At 54.2% G+C, this 18512-nt stretch carries 9 protein-coding genes; 8 read left to right on the top strand and 1 reads right to left on the bottom strand.

Going from position 1 to position 18512, the window contains the following annotated elements; all coding sequences use genetic code 11:
• Positions 1-27 precede the first annotated feature (27 nt).
• The 4 genes from ACO064_RS03480 (at position 28) to ACO064_RS03465 (ending at position 8141) form a co-directional block, all read left to right on the top strand.
• The gene (locus tag ACO064_RS03480) at positions 28-2277 is read left to right on the top strand and encodes a ligand-binding sensor domain-containing protein (RefSeq protein ID WP_421826020.1); all 2250 of its coding nucleotides are present in this window, start codon (positions 28-30) and stop codon (positions 2275-2277) included.
• Positions 2278-2382: 105 nt separating this feature from the next.
• Positions 2383-3438 (top strand): polysaccharide deacetylase family protein, encoded by a 1056-nt coding sequence (locus tag ACO064_RS03475; protein WP_421826019.1) that lies wholly within the window; start codon positions 2383-2385, stop codon positions 3436-3438.
• 134 nt (positions 3439-3572) lie between these two features.
• A complete protein-coding gene (locus ACO064_RS03470; protein WP_421826018.1) occupies positions 3573-5792 on the top strand; it encodes a hypothetical protein in 2220 nt (739 codons plus the stop codon).
• Positions 5793-5921: 129 nt separating this feature from the next.
• On the top strand, positions 5922-8141 hold the full coding sequence (locus ACO064_RS03465; RefSeq protein ID WP_421826017.1) for a hypothetical protein: 2220 nt from the start codon (positions 5922-5924) through the stop codon (positions 8139-8141).
• Positions 8142-8230: 89 nt separating this feature from the next.
• Here ACO064_RS03465 and ACO064_RS03460 read toward each other — a convergent pair whose 3' ends face one another.
• Positions 8231-8998, bottom strand: a complete 768-nt coding sequence (locus tag ACO064_RS03460; RefSeq protein ID WP_421826016.1) for a DUF2490 domain-containing protein — start codon at positions 8996-8998, stop codon at positions 8231-8233.
• 554 nt (positions 8999-9552) lie between these two features.
• Here ACO064_RS03460 and ACO064_RS03455 point away from each other — a divergent pair.
• Genes ACO064_RS03455 through ACO064_RS03440 form a run of 4 tightly spaced genes read left to right on the top strand, consistent with a single transcriptional unit; the run spans position 9553 to position 18492 of the window.
• Positions 9553-12720, top strand: coding sequence for a hypothetical protein (locus tag ACO064_RS03455; protein ID WP_421826015.1), 3168 nt, complete (start codon positions 9553-9555; stop codon positions 12718-12720).
• A 6-nt stretch (positions 12721-12726) separates the two neighbouring features.
• Positions 12727-15390, top strand: a complete 2664-nt coding sequence (locus ACO064_RS03450) for a TonB-dependent receptor plug domain-containing protein (RefSeq protein WP_421826014.1) — start codon at positions 12727-12729, stop codon at positions 15388-15390.
• Complete coding sequence (locus tag ACO064_RS03445) at positions 15387-15959, top strand: GNAT family N-acetyltransferase (protein ID WP_421826013.1); 573 nt, start codon at positions 15387-15389, stop codon at positions 15957-15959. Before ACO064_RS03450 ends, ACO064_RS03445 begins: the two co-directional genes overlap by 4 nt.
• Entirely contained in the window at positions 15934-18492 is a 2559-nt protein-coding gene (locus ACO064_RS03440) for a HEAT repeat domain-containing protein (protein ID WP_421826012.1), read from the top strand. The genes ACO064_RS03445 and ACO064_RS03440 overlap by 26 nt, the downstream gene beginning before the upstream one ends.
• Positions 18493-18512 lie beyond the last annotated feature (20 nt).

Raw genomic sequence — 18512 nt, 5'->3', positions numbered from 1 at the left:
TACAGCAGAAACCGTTCCGGATCGTTCATGCACCCAAAACGAAGTCTCTATACACTCCCGCTGTACCTGCTGCTCGGCCTGTTCTGGTCGTGTGGATCGGGCAATCGGGTTGTGGAAGAAGCAGCCGTTTACCAGGATTCGGCTTTCTGGCAGGAATACCACGAAGCGTATCCGATCGGCACCCGACCCGACGAAAACGAGGTACGGAGTGTGGCCGTCGACCGTGAATCGACGGTTTGGGTCGCTACAGCCGCCGGGATCTTCAGAAAACCGGCCGACCAGAACACCTGGACTCCTGTAATGACGGAAGCCGACAAAGGCCCGGCTTTTGCCGTTGAAGTGGCTACCGATTCGGCGGTTTGGCTGGGGACCTGGAACGGTGTTTACCGGTTTAAAGAACGGAAACTGGAACGGATGAACGGGCCGGTCGCGCCCATTTCGGCCCTTTGCGTTGCCAGCGAAGGCATTTATGCCCTCGGTCCCCACGGCGTCTGGCTGCATACGGCTGCGGGTTGGCAACCCAAAAAATACCCGATAGCCCGCTCGATTCGGGATGTGGTATCGGATCGGCAGGGCGGTATCTGGGTGGCCACTGATGTCGGTTTATACCACAGCCAGGCCGACTCGACCGTCCATCTGTACAAAACCGATCGGCTGATCAGTGCTTACATCAAGGGAATTGCCTTCGATTCGGCGCAAAACCTCTGGGCGGGCGGACTGGGTGGGGTGACCGTTGTGAACCAGCATCAGAAAGTAAAGACACTGCGGCAGGAGGAAGGCATTCCATCCAATTTTGTGACTTGTGTCGAACAAGCGCCCGACCGGTCGATGTGGGTGGGAACCGAGGTGGGTGTCGTGCGGTATCAACCTGATGGTCGTCATTCGCTGCGGTTCAGCCGACGCTGGTTGCTCGACGATCACGTCAACGACCTGGCGTTCGATGCCGCCGGAAATGCCTGGATTGCCACGGCGAAAGGTGTGAGTGCGATCAAAAAACGGAAGATGAATCTGGCGCAAAAGAACAATTATTTCTACGACGTCCTGATGAAACGCCACATCCGCGAACCGTGGATTGCGGGGCAGTGTAAGCTGCTGACGCCCGGCGACACCACGACCTGGGCACCCGATGACGACGACAACGACGGCGAATACACCGGCAACTACCTGGCAATGGAATGCTTCCGGTATGCCACCATCCAAAGCCCGGACGCGAAGGCGAAGGCCGCCAAAGCTTTCGGGTTTTTGAAACTGTTGCAGGAAGTAACAGACACCGACGGTTTTTTTGCCCGAACCCTTGTGCCGGTGAACTGGACCAGCGTTCACGACGGAAACCGCACCTTCACGGCGCGGGAACGGGCCGACGAACTGGTGAAAGAACCGCGTTTCAAACCGGTGGAAACCCGCTGGCGGAAATCGAAAGACGGAAAGTGGCTCTGGAAAGGTGACACGAGCAGCGATGAACTGTGCGGCCACATGATTGGCTACTACCTTTATTATGAACTGGTGGCGGATGAGGCCGAAAAAACCGTCGTCCGCCAGCACATTGCCCGGATTGTGGACTACCTGATCAAACACAATTATAACCTGGTCGATGTCGACGGCAAGCCGACGCGCTGGGCGGTTTGGTCGCCGGAGCAACTGAACCACGACCCGGAGTGGACGCCCGACCGCAGCCAGAATTCGATGGAAATGCTGTCGTTTCTGAAGCTGGCGCACCACGTCACGGGTCAGGCGAAGTACGAAAAAGAATACCGGCGGCTCATTGATCAGGAGCATTACCTCGACAACATGGCGCAGATTGCGCAGCAGAATCCGGCCTGGTTCATCTATTTCGATGTCATGTTGCAGGCATATGTCTATCCGATTCTGATCCGGTGCGAGAAAGATCCCAAGCTGCGGGCGTTCTACGAAAAACACATGGACGCGTGGATGGAACGACGCCGGGGTGACCACAATCCGCTGGTCAATTTCTTTTATTGTTTTTCCCGGAACAAGAAAACCGAACTGGCGGCATCCGTGGATTTTTTGGTCGATACGCCCCTGGATCTGGTCAACTGGCCGTTCGATCACACGAAGCGGGAAGACGTTCGGATTTCGCGACACCCGGTTCTGGATGAATTGCAGATCAATGAGTTGCCGCCCGCCAGCATCCGAACCGTCGTTCGCTGGGACAAAAACCCGTGGTCGGCCATCAACGGCGATCCCGGCATCGAACGCGAACCGGTTTTCTGGTTGCTGCCGTATTGGATGGGGCGGTATTTGAAAATGATTGAATGAGAGGTTATGACACAGGGCTGATCAGAGGAAATCAGAGTTTACCAGAAAAACTTTGATAAACCCTGATTTCCTCTGATCAACTCTGTGAAACAATTAAATAACGATATGAACAAATTACTAACAAGCATCCTCGTTCTGGTAACTAGTTCCTACGGGGTTGCACAGCCGAAAACCACCTACGCCGAGCAGCTTGGCTACCCGAAGGGCAAGAAAATCGTCATCTTCCACGTCGATGATGCGGGCATGTTTCTGTCGGCCAATCAGGGAACCATCAAGTCCATCGAACAGGGTGTGGCGACCTCGACGAGCATCATGATGCCGTGTGCGTGGTCGGCCAGTTTTATCAAATACGCCCTGAAAAATCCGACGGTCGATGCCGGTATTCACCTGACACTCACCTCCGAATGGAAAGACTACCGCTGGTCGCCCCTGGCGGGTATCAAGCAGGTGCCGAGCCTGACCGATTCGGAAGGGGCTCTGTGGCCGGAAGTAGCCGACGTGGTGAAGCATGCCAGGCCCGACGAACTGGAACTGGAAATGCGGGCGCAGATCGACCGGGCTATCAAAATGGGCCTGAAACCGACGCACCTCGATTCGCACATGGGAACGCTGTTTGCCACCCCGGCTTTTCTGGAAAAATACATCAAAGTGGGCGTCGATTACGGCATTCCGATCATGTTTCCCGGTGGTAACAACACATTGTTGGTCGACAGCGAAATTCAGCCGGTGATCGACAAACTGAAAGCGGAAGGGAAATACCGGGAAGGCATGAATCTGCCCATTCCGGAGTCGCTCAAACAGGCTCCGGCCATCGGCGAAAAAATCTGGAAATCGGGCTTGCCCGTCCTCGATGATCTCTACGCCGATACCGGACAGTGGAAACCGAAAGACGTGAAGGACCCGAGTCCGGAAGTCTGGGGGAAATACAAAACGAAGCGGTTTAAAGAAATTCTGACAAAAATGAAGCCGGGCGTGGCCATGATTATCATCCACAGCAACGACCTGAACGAAACCTTCAAATACATCAGCGGTTCCGGCGGTTCGCGGTATGCCGACATGCTGTCGATGATGGACCCCGAACTGAAAGCATTTATCGAGTCCGAAGGCATCGTGCTGACGACCTGGCGCGAAATGATGCAACGTCGGAAAGCGATCAAGTAACGCACCCTGTCAGCGGTCGGAGACCCTGACAGCGGTGGAAGCATCAAGCAGATTTTTAAACTAATACCACCCCTCTACGATCACCGCTGTCAGGGTCTCCGACCGCTGACGGGGTGGACAAAATCACAATCCTCATGCGAACACCACTTTACAGTTTTCTTTTTGTCATTTTCTCCAGCGTTTGTTCCGCTCAGACGCAGCCGGTTTACCAGGACAAACCCTACTGGCAGGATTACAGCATTAAATTTTATGCGGACAAGCCCAGTGGCGACCTGATGGAAGCGCAGGCCGACCGCAACGGCGCCATTCAGATTCTGACGTCCAAAGGCGATTTGCTGCACCCGCACGACGGCCAGTTTCTCTATCCCGGCACCCTGCAACCCGACAACACCTACCGGTTTATGAAGGATAAAAAACTTGTGGCCTTGGGCAGCTACCAGCAGCAATTTGTCTACCTCAGTGATCAGGTGGTATTTGCCAATGCCTGGGCGGGAAAGCTGTTCTCCGCACACGATCTCCCGAATGCCAAATTCTTTCAGGGTGGGCCGGATTTTACGTTTCTGGTATCCGACGGCTCTTCTCTAAATCTGGTAAAAGACGCTAAAAGCCTTTGGAAAGGCAGTTTGCCAGGTGATGAAACCGTGGCGATTCGCTACCAGCCTGGCGCGAATCAGTTCTGGATTCTGGGAAAAAAATCGTTGTACACCCTGTCGGTTTCGGGTACAAAACTGATGAAAGTGCTGGGCGGAACCGGTTTTACGGCTTTCGATGTGACAAGTCAGGGTAAAAAAGTCATTGTTGGAACGAACGATGGGTACCTGGAATTCGATGTGGCCACGAAAAAGCAATTGGGAGCCATTCGCCGGAAATTGCCGTGGACCGAAATTACCGCCGTGGCGGAAGTGGACGGTAAATTGTGGTTTGGCTCGACCAAAGGCGCGTTTGCCTTGCGCCCGGACGGCAAGTTTGATTACTACAACGGTGAACGCTGGCTACCGGGCGATGAGGTGACGCACATTTCGAAAGGTCCCAAAAATTCGGTATTGATTCTGACTAAAGCCGGATTGGGACAAATCTGTTTCAAGCAGATGACACTTTATGATAAAGCCGTCTTTTTTGACAATCAGGTTCGGAGCCGTCACATCCGGGTGGGATTTAATTCGACGCTGGACCGGATGGAAAAAGGCAATCTGGCGACGGGGTATCTGGACGATTCCGACAACGACGGTTTGTGGACTTCGATGTATCTGGGCGGGGAGATTTTCCGCTATGCGGCCACCAAAGATCCGGAAGCGTTGCAAAATTGCCGGGAGTCGCTCGATGCGATGGAGCGGCTTTACACCATCACGCCGGTGCCGGGTTTTCCGGCCCGCTCGTTCGAACGCAGTGGACACATGAAGGAACTATCCGATTCGGATCGGTGGCAACACGCCAGTGATAAGGAGTGGGATTGGAAATCGACCACGAGCAGTGACGAGGTGATTGGGCATATTTTCGCCTTCGGCGCAATGGCCGAACTGATTCCGGATAAAAACCTGAAAAGCCGGGCCATCACGCTCATCGACACGCTGATGAGTCACATCATCAGCCATGATATGTACCTCATCGATTTCGACGGAAAACCGACGATGTGGGGCAAATGGAACCCGACCTACGTCAATTCGTTCCCGACTAATGTGGGCGACCGGAAGCTGAATTCGTCGAACATCACGGCGATGCTGCAAACCGCTTACCATTTCACGAAAAAGGAAAAGTACAAAAAGAAGCTTCTGGAATTGATGCAGAAACACGGCTATCTGACCAACCAGATGCGGTCGATGAACGAAATCGGGAAAGCCCCGGCGGATGCCGACGAACACGCCAAACACATGTCCGATGGCTGGAATCACTCGGACGACGAGATGTATTTCGTTGGCTACTGGGGACTATATCGGTATGCACTCAACGACACCCTGAAAGCCAAATACAAACAGCAGATCATTGACCACTGGCAGGCGGAACGGCCCGAAAAGGAGGGTGCCTGGAACATCTTCACGGCCCTGACCGGCACGAAGGAATTTGACCTGAACGAAGCCGCCTGGTATCTGCGCGAACACCCGCTTGACCTCATCGACTGGTCGATTCAGAACAGCCACCGCAAAGACATCGAACTGCTGCCGGACAACTTCCGCAAGCAAACGACGAAGGAAGTGCTGCCCCCCGACGAGCGGCCCATCCAACGACACAACGGCAACATGTTCAATCTGGACCGCAAAGGCCGGACTGGTGGCTCGGAACACAGCGCGGGTGATATCTGGCTCCTGCCCTACTGGATGGGGCGGTATCTGGGGGTGATTTCTGCGCCGGTGAAATAGATAAAAAAGGGTTGTTTCGCAGAGTTAAGCGGAGGAAATCAGAGTTACACAGAGAAAAAAAACTCTGATAAACTCTGATTTCCTCCGCTTAACTCTGCGAAATAACTCTTTAACCCTAACGCAAGATTTATGAAAGGTTTTTACTTCTTGTTTCTTTTAGTTGTCTTTAAAGCGAATGCACAACAGTCAGTTTATCAGGATATTCCCTATAATCAGGACTACAGCGTCAAGCACTACCTGAAAGACACGACGCTCGAACTCTCCCGGGTTTTTGCGGACCGAAATGGCATCATTCAGGTGCTCTCGGCCAAAGGATTACTGCAACCCAATGGCGGTCAGTTTCAGTATCCGGGAACGCTGGAACCGGTTCGGGCCTACCGCCCCATGGCCGATAAAAAGCTGGCGAGTCTGGCCATCGTTCAGGAGCAATTCGTGTACCTCGACGATCAAACCGTCCTGAGCAATGCCTGGGCCGGGAAGCTACTGTCGCGGCACGGTTTGCCGAATGCCCGGATTTTCTGTCCGGGCGTCGACCGGTTTTCGTTTCTGGTTTCGGATGGTAGCACGCTGAAAATGATTCAGGATTCGGCGGTGATCTGGACGGGAAAACTGGCCGCGGATCAGGTCAGGGAGATCCGGTTCGAAGCGGCTCAAAACCGCTTCTGGATTCTGGGTGAACAGTCCGTGAGTGCGTTTTCGCTGGCGGACAAATCCCTGAAAACCGTCTTCCGGCAACCTGGACTGACCTGTTTTGAAATCGTGAAAAACCAGCTTTACCTCGGAACGCACGACGGCTACCTGGTTTTCGATCCGGCCCTGAATAAAACCGTTGGGCCGATGCAGAAGAAACTGCCGGTGACGGATCTGACCACCATGTCGTATGCGCACGGTAACCTCTGGTTTGGCACCAAATTAGGTGCTTTTATGCTGCGCCCGGACGGAAAATTTAATTATTATTATGGCGAACGCTGGGTGCCGGGAAATCGGATTATTCATATTTCGGAAGGGCCTGAAAGCGGTGTCTTGATTTTGACGAACAAAGGGCTGGGCGAGATCCGGTTCAAGCCGATGACGCTGTACGACAAATCGCTGGTCTATGAAAAACAGGTGCGTCAACGACACATCCGTTACGGTTTCAACTGCGACGTTTCGACGCTCAAAAACGGCGATTTATCCACCTTCGAAATGGGCCAGCGCGACAGCGACAACCTCTGGACAGCCATGTATCTGGTCAGCCAGTTGTATCGCCATAAAGTAACCGGCGACCCCGAGGCTCAGCAAAACTGGATGGAGTCGTTCGACGCCATGGAGCGGCTCTTTACCATCACCGGCATGAAAGGCTACTTCGCCCGGGGATTCGAGCGGAAAGGGTATTTCAAGTTCAAACCGGAACAGTGGGACGGCGGTTTGACCAACGGCTGGACCCACGCCAAAGATGGTAACTGGGACTGGCGCGGCACGACCAGCAGCGACCAGACCGTCGGCCAGTTCTTTGCCCTCACCCAGATTGCCGAATTAACGGACGGCGATACCCGCAAACGGGCCATCGATCTGATTGATAAACTGATGACGAATATCATCAACAACGATTGGTATCTGATTGATTTTGACGGCAAACCGACGCTTTGGGGAAAGTGGCATCCGGATTATGTCAACGGTTTCCCGACGATGGTGGGCGACCGAAAAATCAACTCCTCCAACATCATTGCGTTTTTGCAGGCAGCTTATCACTTTACCCAAAAACCGCTCTACAGGCAGAAAGCATATGAGCTGATGCAGAAACACGGCTACCTCGAAAACCTGCTGCGGCCGATGGGTGATATTGGCAGAACCCCGCCCAACGCCAGCGACTGGGCCAAAATGCTCTCGAAAGAGTGGAATCACTCCGACGACGAAATGTATTTTCTGGCGTACGGGAGTCTATACCGCTACGCGTTTGACTCAAAACTGAAAACACAATTCGGGGCCACGATCAAAGAGCATTGGGAATTTGAACGGCCCGAGAAAAACAGCCTCTGGAACTTCATTTATGCATCGACAGGAGCCAACGCCTTCGATCTGGACGAAAGTATATGGCATTTGCGAGAGTTTCCGCTGGACATGATCGAGTGGAGCGTCGTGAACAGCCACCGGAAAGACCTGGACTTCGTGCCCGAAAACTTCCGCGAACAAACCACCACCTCCGTTCTGCCGCCCGACGAGCGCCCGGAACTCAAACACAACCGCAACCTCTTCAAACTCGACCGGCCCGGCGGCAACGGCATGAGCGAACTCAGCGCCGGTGATTCGTTTTTGTTGCCGTACTGGATGGGGCGGTATCTGGGGGTGATCTCCGGACCGGGCAAGTGATAGTTGTTACACAGAGTTGATCAGAGGTTATCAGAGGAAATTTTTCTCTGCGTACCTCTGATTCTCTCTGATCAACTCTGTGTAATAAATCAATACTCAAACACCACATTCACCCGAAAACCCTTATTGAACTCAAAAACCGGATTGCCAGACATCGGGTCGGTTTCCGCGTGCTGCGTGATCTGATTCAAATACCCCATTTCCAGCTTGAAATGGTCCCGGAACTGGTAGCCCAGCCCGCCCAGAATCCGGTTTTGGTTGAAAATATTGACCCCCGCGTTTTTACCAAAGCTGATGAATAGCTCATCGAAAAACGTCAGGTAAAATTCGTTGTCATCAATAGTGACGCCCTGCAGGGGTAATTCGACCATAATCTGATACCGCACCCGGTTTTCGTATTCCCAGCCGCTGATGCGCCGGGAACCCGTTTCGGCAATCTGGCTGAGCCAGCGTTCCTCAAACCGGAACCGGTGGGAGAGCAGGAACCGACCCACGGAGTCGTTGAGTTGAATGTCCTGATACAACCGGTGTTCCGGCGTAGGCACGCCCTGATCCGCCACCGGGTGATCGCCGTAGGGAAAGGTTACAAAATGGGTGTAACCGCCACCAAGCTGGACTTTGTCGGTCAGCTTGTAATTGACTCCCAATCGTGCCAGCGACTGTTGCCAGGTTTTCACGTACTGGATGCGACGCCATTGATATTCCGTGTGGAGCGACCATTTTTTGCTCAGCTTGTAATCGCCATTGTAAACAAACCAACCGATGGCGTTGCGGTCAATGACGCGCTTTGATTGACCAAAACTGACCATCGACACCAGCCAGAATACCGATACCCACCCAACTATTCGTAGACTCATCTTGGTAGAACCAATCTGAAGGCGTAAAGGCTGAGTAAAGCGTAAAGAGTTATTTCGCGGAGTTGAGCGGAGAAGTAATAAACTCCGCTTAACTCTACTCGGCCTCCGCTCAACTCCGCGAAACTACCCGGTTTTTGAATCCGTTTACTGGTACGCTATTTGTGGTAACATTGAGTATAAAGAGTTGCTTTTTTATTCGCAACGACGATCCGCGAAATTGTCTAATTCTTAGATTGGAAAGGAGAACGACTGGTAGCGGTTTTTACTTAGATTTTTGCCTGATTTCTACCGAATGATAGATTACTAAGTAAAAACATACATTTTTTTGGTAACAATCGGCTCTGAACGTAAATTGAGTTGTTTTTGGTACAAATACGATAGTGGTTGGGAGAATTGCGATACTCTTTTTAGAAAAGGCCCCCTACATTTGCTTCAAACAGCATTTCCATCGGCCATAGACAACAAAACACACACCTGGGACGAAAGCGAATGGCCGTTTTGAAGGCCGACACTAAAATGACAACCGGGCTGTCAGGAGTCCGCTGTGACTGGGAATGATTGAAACGTACCATCAAGTTGCTTTTGCAAACCCGTTTCCGGGCTTACGAAGTTTCGAGCCGGAAGACTCCCGGCTGTTCTTTGGACGTGAAAACCAGATTCACGACCTGAAAGAGCGGCTGGCCGATGCGCATTTTTTAGCCATTGTGGGTTCGTCCGGGAGCGGGAAATCGTCGCTGGTCAAGGCCGGTCTGGTTCCGAGCCTGCTGACGAACAACCTGCCATCGGCCCCGTTCAAGACCTGGCAGGTAATTTCGTTCAATCCTGAAGCAACACCGAACCGGAATTTTGCCCTGGCACTTCACCAGACTTTTGGCCGCCAAAACCGCCCGTTTGCCGAACGGTTTTCGCCGGAAGATGTGGAGACGTGGCTGAGAGCCAAGCCCGAAACCCTTTTTGAATGGTGCAAAAATGCGAACCTGCTGCTCGTGATCGATCAGTTTGAGGACGTGTTTCGCTATCAAGCAACCGATGAGGGCCACGAAGAAGTGACGGGTTTCATCAACCTGATTCTGGGGTTGAGCCGCCGTCAAAGTGAGTCGGTGTATGTCGTGTTGACGATGCGCTCCGATTATCTGGACGATTGCACGGATTATGAAGGGCTGACGGAAGCCATCAACCACGGTTCGTATCTGTTGCCCAAAATGAACCGGGACGAAATCCGGAAGGCCATCGTGACGCCGATTCAGGTGATGGGGGCCGGTATTTCCGAAGAACTTACCACCCGGCTGCTCTCCGACCTTGGAAACCGGGCCGATCAACTGCCGATTCTGCAACACGCACTCATGCGGACGTGGAACTACTGGCAGCTTAATCGCAATACCGATAATCCCATTGATCTGTCTGATTACGAAGCCATTGGTACGATGCAGAAGGCCATCACCGTGCACGCCGAGGAGGTGTACGGGAATCTGCCGGATGAAAAAAGCCAGTTGGCAACCGAAAAGCTGTTCAAAGCCCTGATCGTGCTGGGAGCGGGCAACACGAGCGTAATCCGGCCCATTCCCGTAGGCACCATCAGCGAAATTTCGGGCGTTAATCAATACCTGTTGATCGATGTCCTGAACCGGTTTCGGGAGCGGGATGTCGCGTTTTTAACGCCGTCGATTGCCCTGCACGCCGACCCCGAACTGATCATTGATATTAGCCACGAACGGCTGATGATTTTGTGGGAACGACTCCAAACCTGGGTCAAGGAAGAAACCGATTCTGCGAAATTTTACAAGCAGGTCAGCCGATCGGCGACCTTATACCACGAAGGAAAAACCGGGTTGTGGGTCAATCCCGAGCTACAGATTGGCCTGAAGTGGCTGGCCGAAAACCGCCCGACACCGGCCTGGGCCAATCGCTACGACCCGTATCTCGAACGGGCGGTCAACTTTCTGGAGTACAGCCGGAATCAATACGAATTTGAGATCCGAAACAAGGAAGAACGGCAGAAACGGGAACTGAAACGGGCGCGGTTTTTTGCGGCTTTCCTGGGTGTGGGTTCGTTGATCTCGCTCTTTTTCCTGATTGTTTCGGCGGTTTTGCGCACCGAAGCCCTCCAGAGCGAAGAAACGGCGATTGCCGAGAAAAAGATTGCCCTTTTTGAGCGAAACCGCGCTGAAGCCCAGACCCGGGAAGCCATCACGCAGAAGAAAATCGCCGAGCAGCAGGAAATCATGGCCGAGCAGCAGAAGCGATTGACCGAAGAACAGCGGGTGATTGCCGTGCGTGGACAGCAAACCGTTGAACTAAAACGCCAGGAGGCTGAAACCGCCCGCCAGTTGGCCGTGGCCCAGACCCAACGCGCCGAAGAAGCCCGGAATGATGCGCAGCGGCAACGTCATCAGGCTGAGGAAGCCCGAAAAGAAGCCGAACAGCAGAAAAGCCGGGCCGAAGGCTCGCAGAAAGAAGCCGAATCACAGCGGTCGGTGGCGCAGACGGCCCAGCAATTTGCCGAGCAGCAACGCGGAAAGGCCGTGGCCCGGACGGTGGCGATTCAGTCGTATCAACTCAACGAAAACACGCAGGATGATCTGCCGGCTTTGCTGGCGCTGGAAGCCTACCGCCTGAATGTGAAAAATGGCGGTTTGCCCGATAATCCGGACATTTTCAACGCCTTATCCAAATCGTCGGATGCCAATACCGTGCTGCGCCCTCACGCCGATGTGGTGCGAACGGTGGCGATGCAACCCGGTTCCAACGGACCGCTCATGGCGACGGGGAGCGACGATGGTACGGTTAAACTGTGGGCAAACGGTGAACTAAACCGTGCGCCCATATCCCTGAAAACGCCCCGCCGAAGTGCCAATGGCGTCCGTTCCGTGGCGGTTAGTCCCGATGGGAAAACCGTGTTTGGTGGCAGTGAAAACGGCTGGCTGTATGGCTGGAATACGGATAAACCGGAGGCCATTCCATCGGCCATCAAGGCTCATGCGGTTCCGGTGCTGGCGTTGCTGCCGACCGATGGCTCATCCCGGCTGATTTCCGTCAGTGGCGATGGGCAGGTTCGGAGCTGGAAACCAGCGGCCAACCGGCTCGATTCGTTGCAAAATACACATTCCGGTTTTGCGATCTACTGCGCCAGGCTCACCCGCGACGGCAAACGGCTGGTGTGTGGGTCGAACAACGGGCAGATTCTGAGTTTCGACGCAGCCGATCTGACGAAAAAACCGGAAGTCATTGCCCGGCGGCAGTTTGGCAATCGGGTAACGGCTCTGGCGTTCAGCCCGGATGGAACGCAGCTTCTGACCGGCACCTCAACGGGCCTGCTCTATGCCTGGAAACTGACCGGAAATGCCCCCGAAGCGGTGGGCAGCCTCTTGTCGGGGCGGCATTCGTCCACCGTCAGCGATATTGTTTTCTCGCCCAACGGCAAACTGGTGGCCAGCAGCAGCGCCGACTGGTCGATTCACATCTGGGATTACAACAACCTGATTAAACAGCAGCAACCCATCGTCATCAACGATTTTGACTCCTGGGTGATGGCCATCCGGTTCAGCAACGACGGCAAACGGCTGATTGCCTGCGGGGCCGACCGGACGGTGCGCATCCGCAACATCGACCCGGCGGATTTGTATGCCGAGCTGGCCCGGAAAGTGAAGCGCAACCTGAGCACGGAAGAGTGGGAGAAGTACATCGGGAAGGATATTCCCTACGAAAAAACGAAGCCTGATTAACTGTACATGACTAAAATTTACCCGATTGGTCTGCTACTGAGTTTTTTGCTGCTGGGATGGGCTCGGCTGCCAACCTTGGCGCAGGCCAACTGCGACGAAGCGGCCGTGATCCCGGAAGCCGAAAAGCGGTATGCGACCGGTAATTTCGATGAGGTGTTTGCGCTCCTGAATCCCTGCGTCGAGAAGGGGTTCAGCGAATACGCCCGTGTGCAGGCCTACAAGATTCTGTCGATGACCTATCTGGCCATCGATTCCCTGCCGCAAAGTGCGCGGTCGATCAGCCAGCTTCTCACACTTAATCCGAAGTTTGAACCCGATTTCTCGGCCTCTCCGCGCTATAAAACGCTTTTTCAGCAGGTGCGGGAATCGAAAGAGCAGATTTTGCAGGTGACGTCGGTTTCCAAAAAAGCGGAAAATCTGTTGTATGTACCGGCCACGGTGGCGGTGTTGAACAGCAAGGATTTTGCGCAGCGGGGCTACAAATCGCTGGAGGACATTCTGCACGATCTGCCCGGTTTTGACGTCATTCGGGGCAACGGTATCGGCTCGACCAATTTCTACCAGCGGGGGTATCGCTCCACCTCCAACGACCGGACGCTGATTCTGATCGATGGAGTGGAGGAGAATGACCTGGTTTCAAATACGGTTTTGATCGCTCCGCAGTATCCTTTGTCGGACATCGAACGGGTGGAGGTGATCTACGGCCCGGCTTCGACGTTGTATGGGGCCAATGCCTTCATGGGCGTCATCAACATCATCACCAAAAACTTCCGGAATCTGCCGGGACCGGCCAAACAGGTGGCGTTCAATGGGCATGCCCGGTCGGGTGCGCTCGGTCGGAATCAGGTCGATGGCGTGTTGACGGCCAAAAACGCGGACGTCGCCCTGTCGGTAACGGGCCGCGTCTACCAGGCCAGCGAACTCGATTTGTCGGACTATCCGGAATGGAATTTCGATGCCCGGACGGCGGGGGATTACACCGGACAATTTGATCAGATTGGCACCGATGCCAGCGGTAATTACCGGGCGCAGCAGTACCTCCAGCGAACGAACCTGACCAAACTCTATCCAAACAGTACCTCATACAAAGTCGATTACGCGCCGGATGGCAAGGCCACGGCCCTGCGCCTGACACCCGAAGGAGCTCAACGAGCCGCCCGGTTGGATAACAATCTGTTCGGTAACGCCCTGAACGGCAATGCAGTAGGGTTCAGTAATACCAAACGCGACTGGTTTTTTCGGGGAAAACTGGAGTTCAAAGACCTGACCATTTCGTTTCTGAACTGGAAAACCGACGAAGGCGGAACGCCCTGGTATACCAACAAATCCACGATTTCGACGGAGAAAAACCCGCGCTGGGTAACGCAGGACCGGGCGTTTTCGATTACCTACAACAAGGCGTTCAGCGATAAATTTCAGATCATGAACATCTCGTCGTACCTCCTGCACGAGATTAAGGGCAGCACGAACCTGGTGACCTACAACGGTTATTTCAACGGGAGACTCGGTTTTCTGGAACTCGAAAAAGACTCGGTTCCGAAAGCGACAGCCACGTATCAATACCGCATTTCGACCCAGTTCCGGAACGAACTCCGGTTGTTCTGGAGTCCTTTGTTCAACCTCGACGTCAGCGGTGGCATTGAATTGCGGAGCGGGTTGATTCAGGGCAATTATATCACCTCGACGCTGGCCTTTGCCGACGAAACCGGTTCGGTGGCCAACGCGTCCGGGCTGGCGGGGGGCAACAACTTCAAAGCCAATGACATTGGGGTGTATTCGCAGGTCACCTACCGCCCGCTCAAAGACCTGAAACTGGTGGGCGGTTTGCGGGTCGATAACAACCGGATCCGGAGCAACGGGGGCTACGGCACCGTGGCGACACCCCGGCTGGCGGCCATCTATAACCGGGGTAAAGTGATTTTCAAGGCCATTTATGCCGAAGCCTTCAAGGATGCGTCGTTTTTGCAGAAATACGGCACCACGGCCACCCGGCGGCTCCCGAACCCGACGCTTCTGCCCGAACGGGTGAACAACCTGGAAATGAGCGCGTACCTCCAGGCCACGAAGCAGATGTCGTTCAATGTGGTTGGTTATTTTGCCAACTACAGCAACGCCGTTGGAACCGCCCAGGTCATGCAGGAAAATGGCAGCATGACGCAGCAGTTTCAGGGCATCGGCCGACGCCGGATCTGGGGGTTGCAGGGCGAAGGCAACTACCGGTCTGCCAAACTGAACATCTGGTGGAATTTTACGTACACGAATCCGTATGACGAAGACGCCAAGTTGCGCATCAGCGACATCGCCGATTTTATGACCAACGCCGGTGCCGATTACCAGTTAACGCCCCGGCTGAGTTTCTACCTGGCGGGCAACTACGTCAGTGCGCGGAAAACCGGTGCGGGAACGGCGGGCAGCAACAACCCGGCCCGGCGTTTCGATCCGTTTCTGGTGCTGAAATCGAACCTTACGTACCACAATTTGCTGAATGGATTGTCGCTGCAACTGTCGGTGAACAACCTGCTCAACAAGGAATATTTCGTTCCGGGAATCCGGGAAGCCGATAATTTTACGTACGCTTCCCGTTTCCTGATGGATCGCCGGATTCTGTCGCTGGCGGTTTTTTACACCCTCAAACCCAAGGAGTCGGGCCCTGTGTCATGGAATCAATGATTGCTGAAAAGTACTGTCTGGAAAAGGTAACGTATCCGGATCGGATGGACGAAATTGGTGTGCTTCGCGTGCGGGCCTGGATCAACGAACCGGGTGCCAATCCTCTTTTCTTTTCCAAACGAACCTGGATCGAACCCCTCGACCAGACGGCTTACCACTGGGTCATCACCCGAAATGGCGTCGTTGTGGCGGCCGCCCGGATGAATATTCACGAAACCATCGAAACCGCTCCGTATTCGTTTCTGCTGCCCAAAAACGAAAGCCGGTTTCGGTTTGAAAATCAGACCATTGCGTCGTTTAGCCGGATGGTGATCGACCCGCAGTTTCGCGGGAACGGATTTGCCGAACAACTGGACCGGGCGCGCATCCGGATGGCCGAAAAGAAAAATGTCGATGTGATTGTGGCTTCGACACAGCTCAACTTTCGGATCAGAGCCTTGACAAAACTGGGTTTTTCGACGGTTTGCGAACTGAAAAATGCCCCCGAACGACCCGACTGGCCCCTGTATTTCATGCAGTACGACCTTAAAAAACACTTTGCGGATGTTCCGGCGGGACGCAGTCTATAGATTTCTCAACCTCCAGTCGGGCGAAGGCAAAACCGTGTTGCTGTTCGTCGTTTACTCCCTGCTGATGGGAGGAGCGGTCGCCCTGTTTTTTGCCAGCACCACCTCTCTTTTTCTGGTCAATTTCGACCGTAATCAATTGCCGATGGCCTTCATTGCCAGTGGATCGCTGGTCTATGCCCTCGGCCTGGGCGTTCGTTACCTCCGGCGAAAAGCCTCTTTCCTGCGTGTCAACGGCTATTTGCTGGCGTTTATGCTCCTGTCGGTTGCCGGTTTGCTGCTGGCCTCCAGCACCCTGCACAACAAGTGGGTCTATTTTGTGCTGTATCTCTGGAACCGCGTTTTCGTGTTCATCCACGGCATCACGTTCTGGGCCACCGCCGGGCGGGTTTTTAATTTTGGGCAAAGCAAACGACTGCTCAGTTTCATCACGACGGGTGATGTCATTGCGTCGATCCTGAGTTATCTTTCGGTTCCGCTGCTGCTGACGTTCGTTTCAACCGACGATTTGCTGGTGCTGGCCCTGGTGTTGCTGGTGCTCTGCGCCTTGCTGATGACCTACATCTACAAGCGCTTCCAGCCCAAGCTGACAACGGCCCCGTCTTCGCCCGTTGCCGCAACTCAGCCAGTCGAAACCAGTGCGATGGCGAGTCGCTCGTATGAGTCGATGCTGGCAATCATTGCCTTGCTCACGGTTTTTGGCCTGATTTACGTCGAATTCATGTTCACGGTACTGTCGAAAGAGATTTTCCCCAACAAGGAACTGCTTGCCGGTTTCCTGGGGACCTTCTTCGGGATTTGTGCGGTTATTGAGTTGATTATCAAGTCGTTTCTGTATAACCGGCTGATCAGTGCGTATTCCATCCGGGCCGGCATTGTGCTGTTACCCATTGCTTTGCTGATCAGCTACACCGTTGGAGCGGTTTATGGCACCCTATACGGAACGACCTCCTTGTTTTTTGCGCTGATTGCCCTAAGTCGCTTTTTTCTGAGTTCAATACGGAGGTCGATCAGCGAACCGGCTTTTCAGGTGCTCTTTCAACCCATCCCGTCGGCCGAACGGACGCTGATCCAAAGCCGGATTGAAGGTGGTCCGAAGGCCCTGGGAAGCATTCTGCCGGGCGTTTTGCTGCTGATTCTGACCAGCTTCAGCGCCATTACGCTCGTTCACCTGAGCTATCTATTTCTGGCCATTCTGGTTTTCTGGGCGGTGGTTTCCTTCCGGATTCAAGCCGAATACCGGGCCACTCTGAATGCCGCCGTGATCCGGTCGGCCACGCTGGCGTATAAAAATACCATCGATCACACGACGATTCGGCCCAAAGCCGAGCGATCCCTCAGTTCGGCCCAGGCGTTCTCCAGCATGGTGCGGCTGGCCGAATCGGACAACCCCGACGACCGGGCGCTGGCGGCCACGGAGTTGGGCTATTCGGGGCGGTATTATGCCTATACGCATTTACAGACCTTGTTGTACGACGAAAATCCGGCTGTTCGGAAGGCGGCCTTGCTGGCTTCCGGGGCACTGCGAAAACCGGAATTGTGGCCCCGTCTGTTCGAACACTTACTCAATGAAACCTACCGCGACACGGCGACCTCGGCGATTTTATCGGTTGGCGATGCCGTGATTCCGGCACTGGCGCGGTTTTTCAGTCAGGCCAATTTGTCGGGAAAACAACAGGCACACATCGTCGGGATGATCAACGAAATGGGGGGCGACGCGGCTTTGCGGTTTTTGCGGGCGCGGATCAACCACCCCGTTCAGATCGTGCGCGACAAAGTGTTTGAAGGACTGAATCACCTGAACCACCGCGCCACCGTTCTGGAACGTCCCCACGTGCTGCTGCAACTCGACGAGCAGGTGGGCTTGCTGGTCTGGCTAACGGCGGCCCGGCTTGATCTGGACGCGTACCCCCGCAATGCGCCGATTATCAATGCGTTGCGGAACGAGAAAAACCGGATTGTTCCCACCGTTTTCAACCTGCTGGCTACGCTCTACGGCGACAACCGGTTCGATCTGATCAGTCAGTTGATCACGCAAAAAAACGACGAAATCAAGGGCTACCTGATCGAATTGCTCAGTACGGCTTTACCGGAAGAGGTGAAAGGCAGCGTGTTACCACTCTTTTCGGACATCTCGTTCGCCGAGCGACTGCGGAGAAGTGCGGTCAATCACCCGCAGCAACAGTTGATGGTGGAAGCCCGGCTGCACGACATCATCAACAAGGATTTTAACAAAATTACGCCGGAACTCAAAGCCGTCGCCATTCGCGAACTGCTGGTCTGGCACGAAACCGATCCGACGGCCATTCTGGTGGCCAATGTCTCGTCATCGGCCGAGCAGATCGCCGAGACGGCTTTCTTTGTCCTGAAAGAGCTGAACCCGACGCGGTTTGGGGAGTTGTACCGACTGTTGCAGCTACAGCCCGGTTCGGAACGGGGCCGTCTTGCCAGTCGGGTAGCCGGTTTTCGGTCGGAAGCCGAACTGTTGGTAAGCCGGAACGAAACCGTTGCGGTGGAGGAAGTGAGTGTAACTTAATAGGATCAATTGCTGAAAAC

The organism is Larkinella sp., assembly GCF_965227735.1.
Classification (GTDB): Bacteria; Bacteroidota; Bacteroidia; order Cytophagales; family Spirosomataceae; genus Larkinella.
Note: the sequence above shows the minus strand (reverse complement) of the source record. Positions and strands in the feature narration are given on the sequence as shown.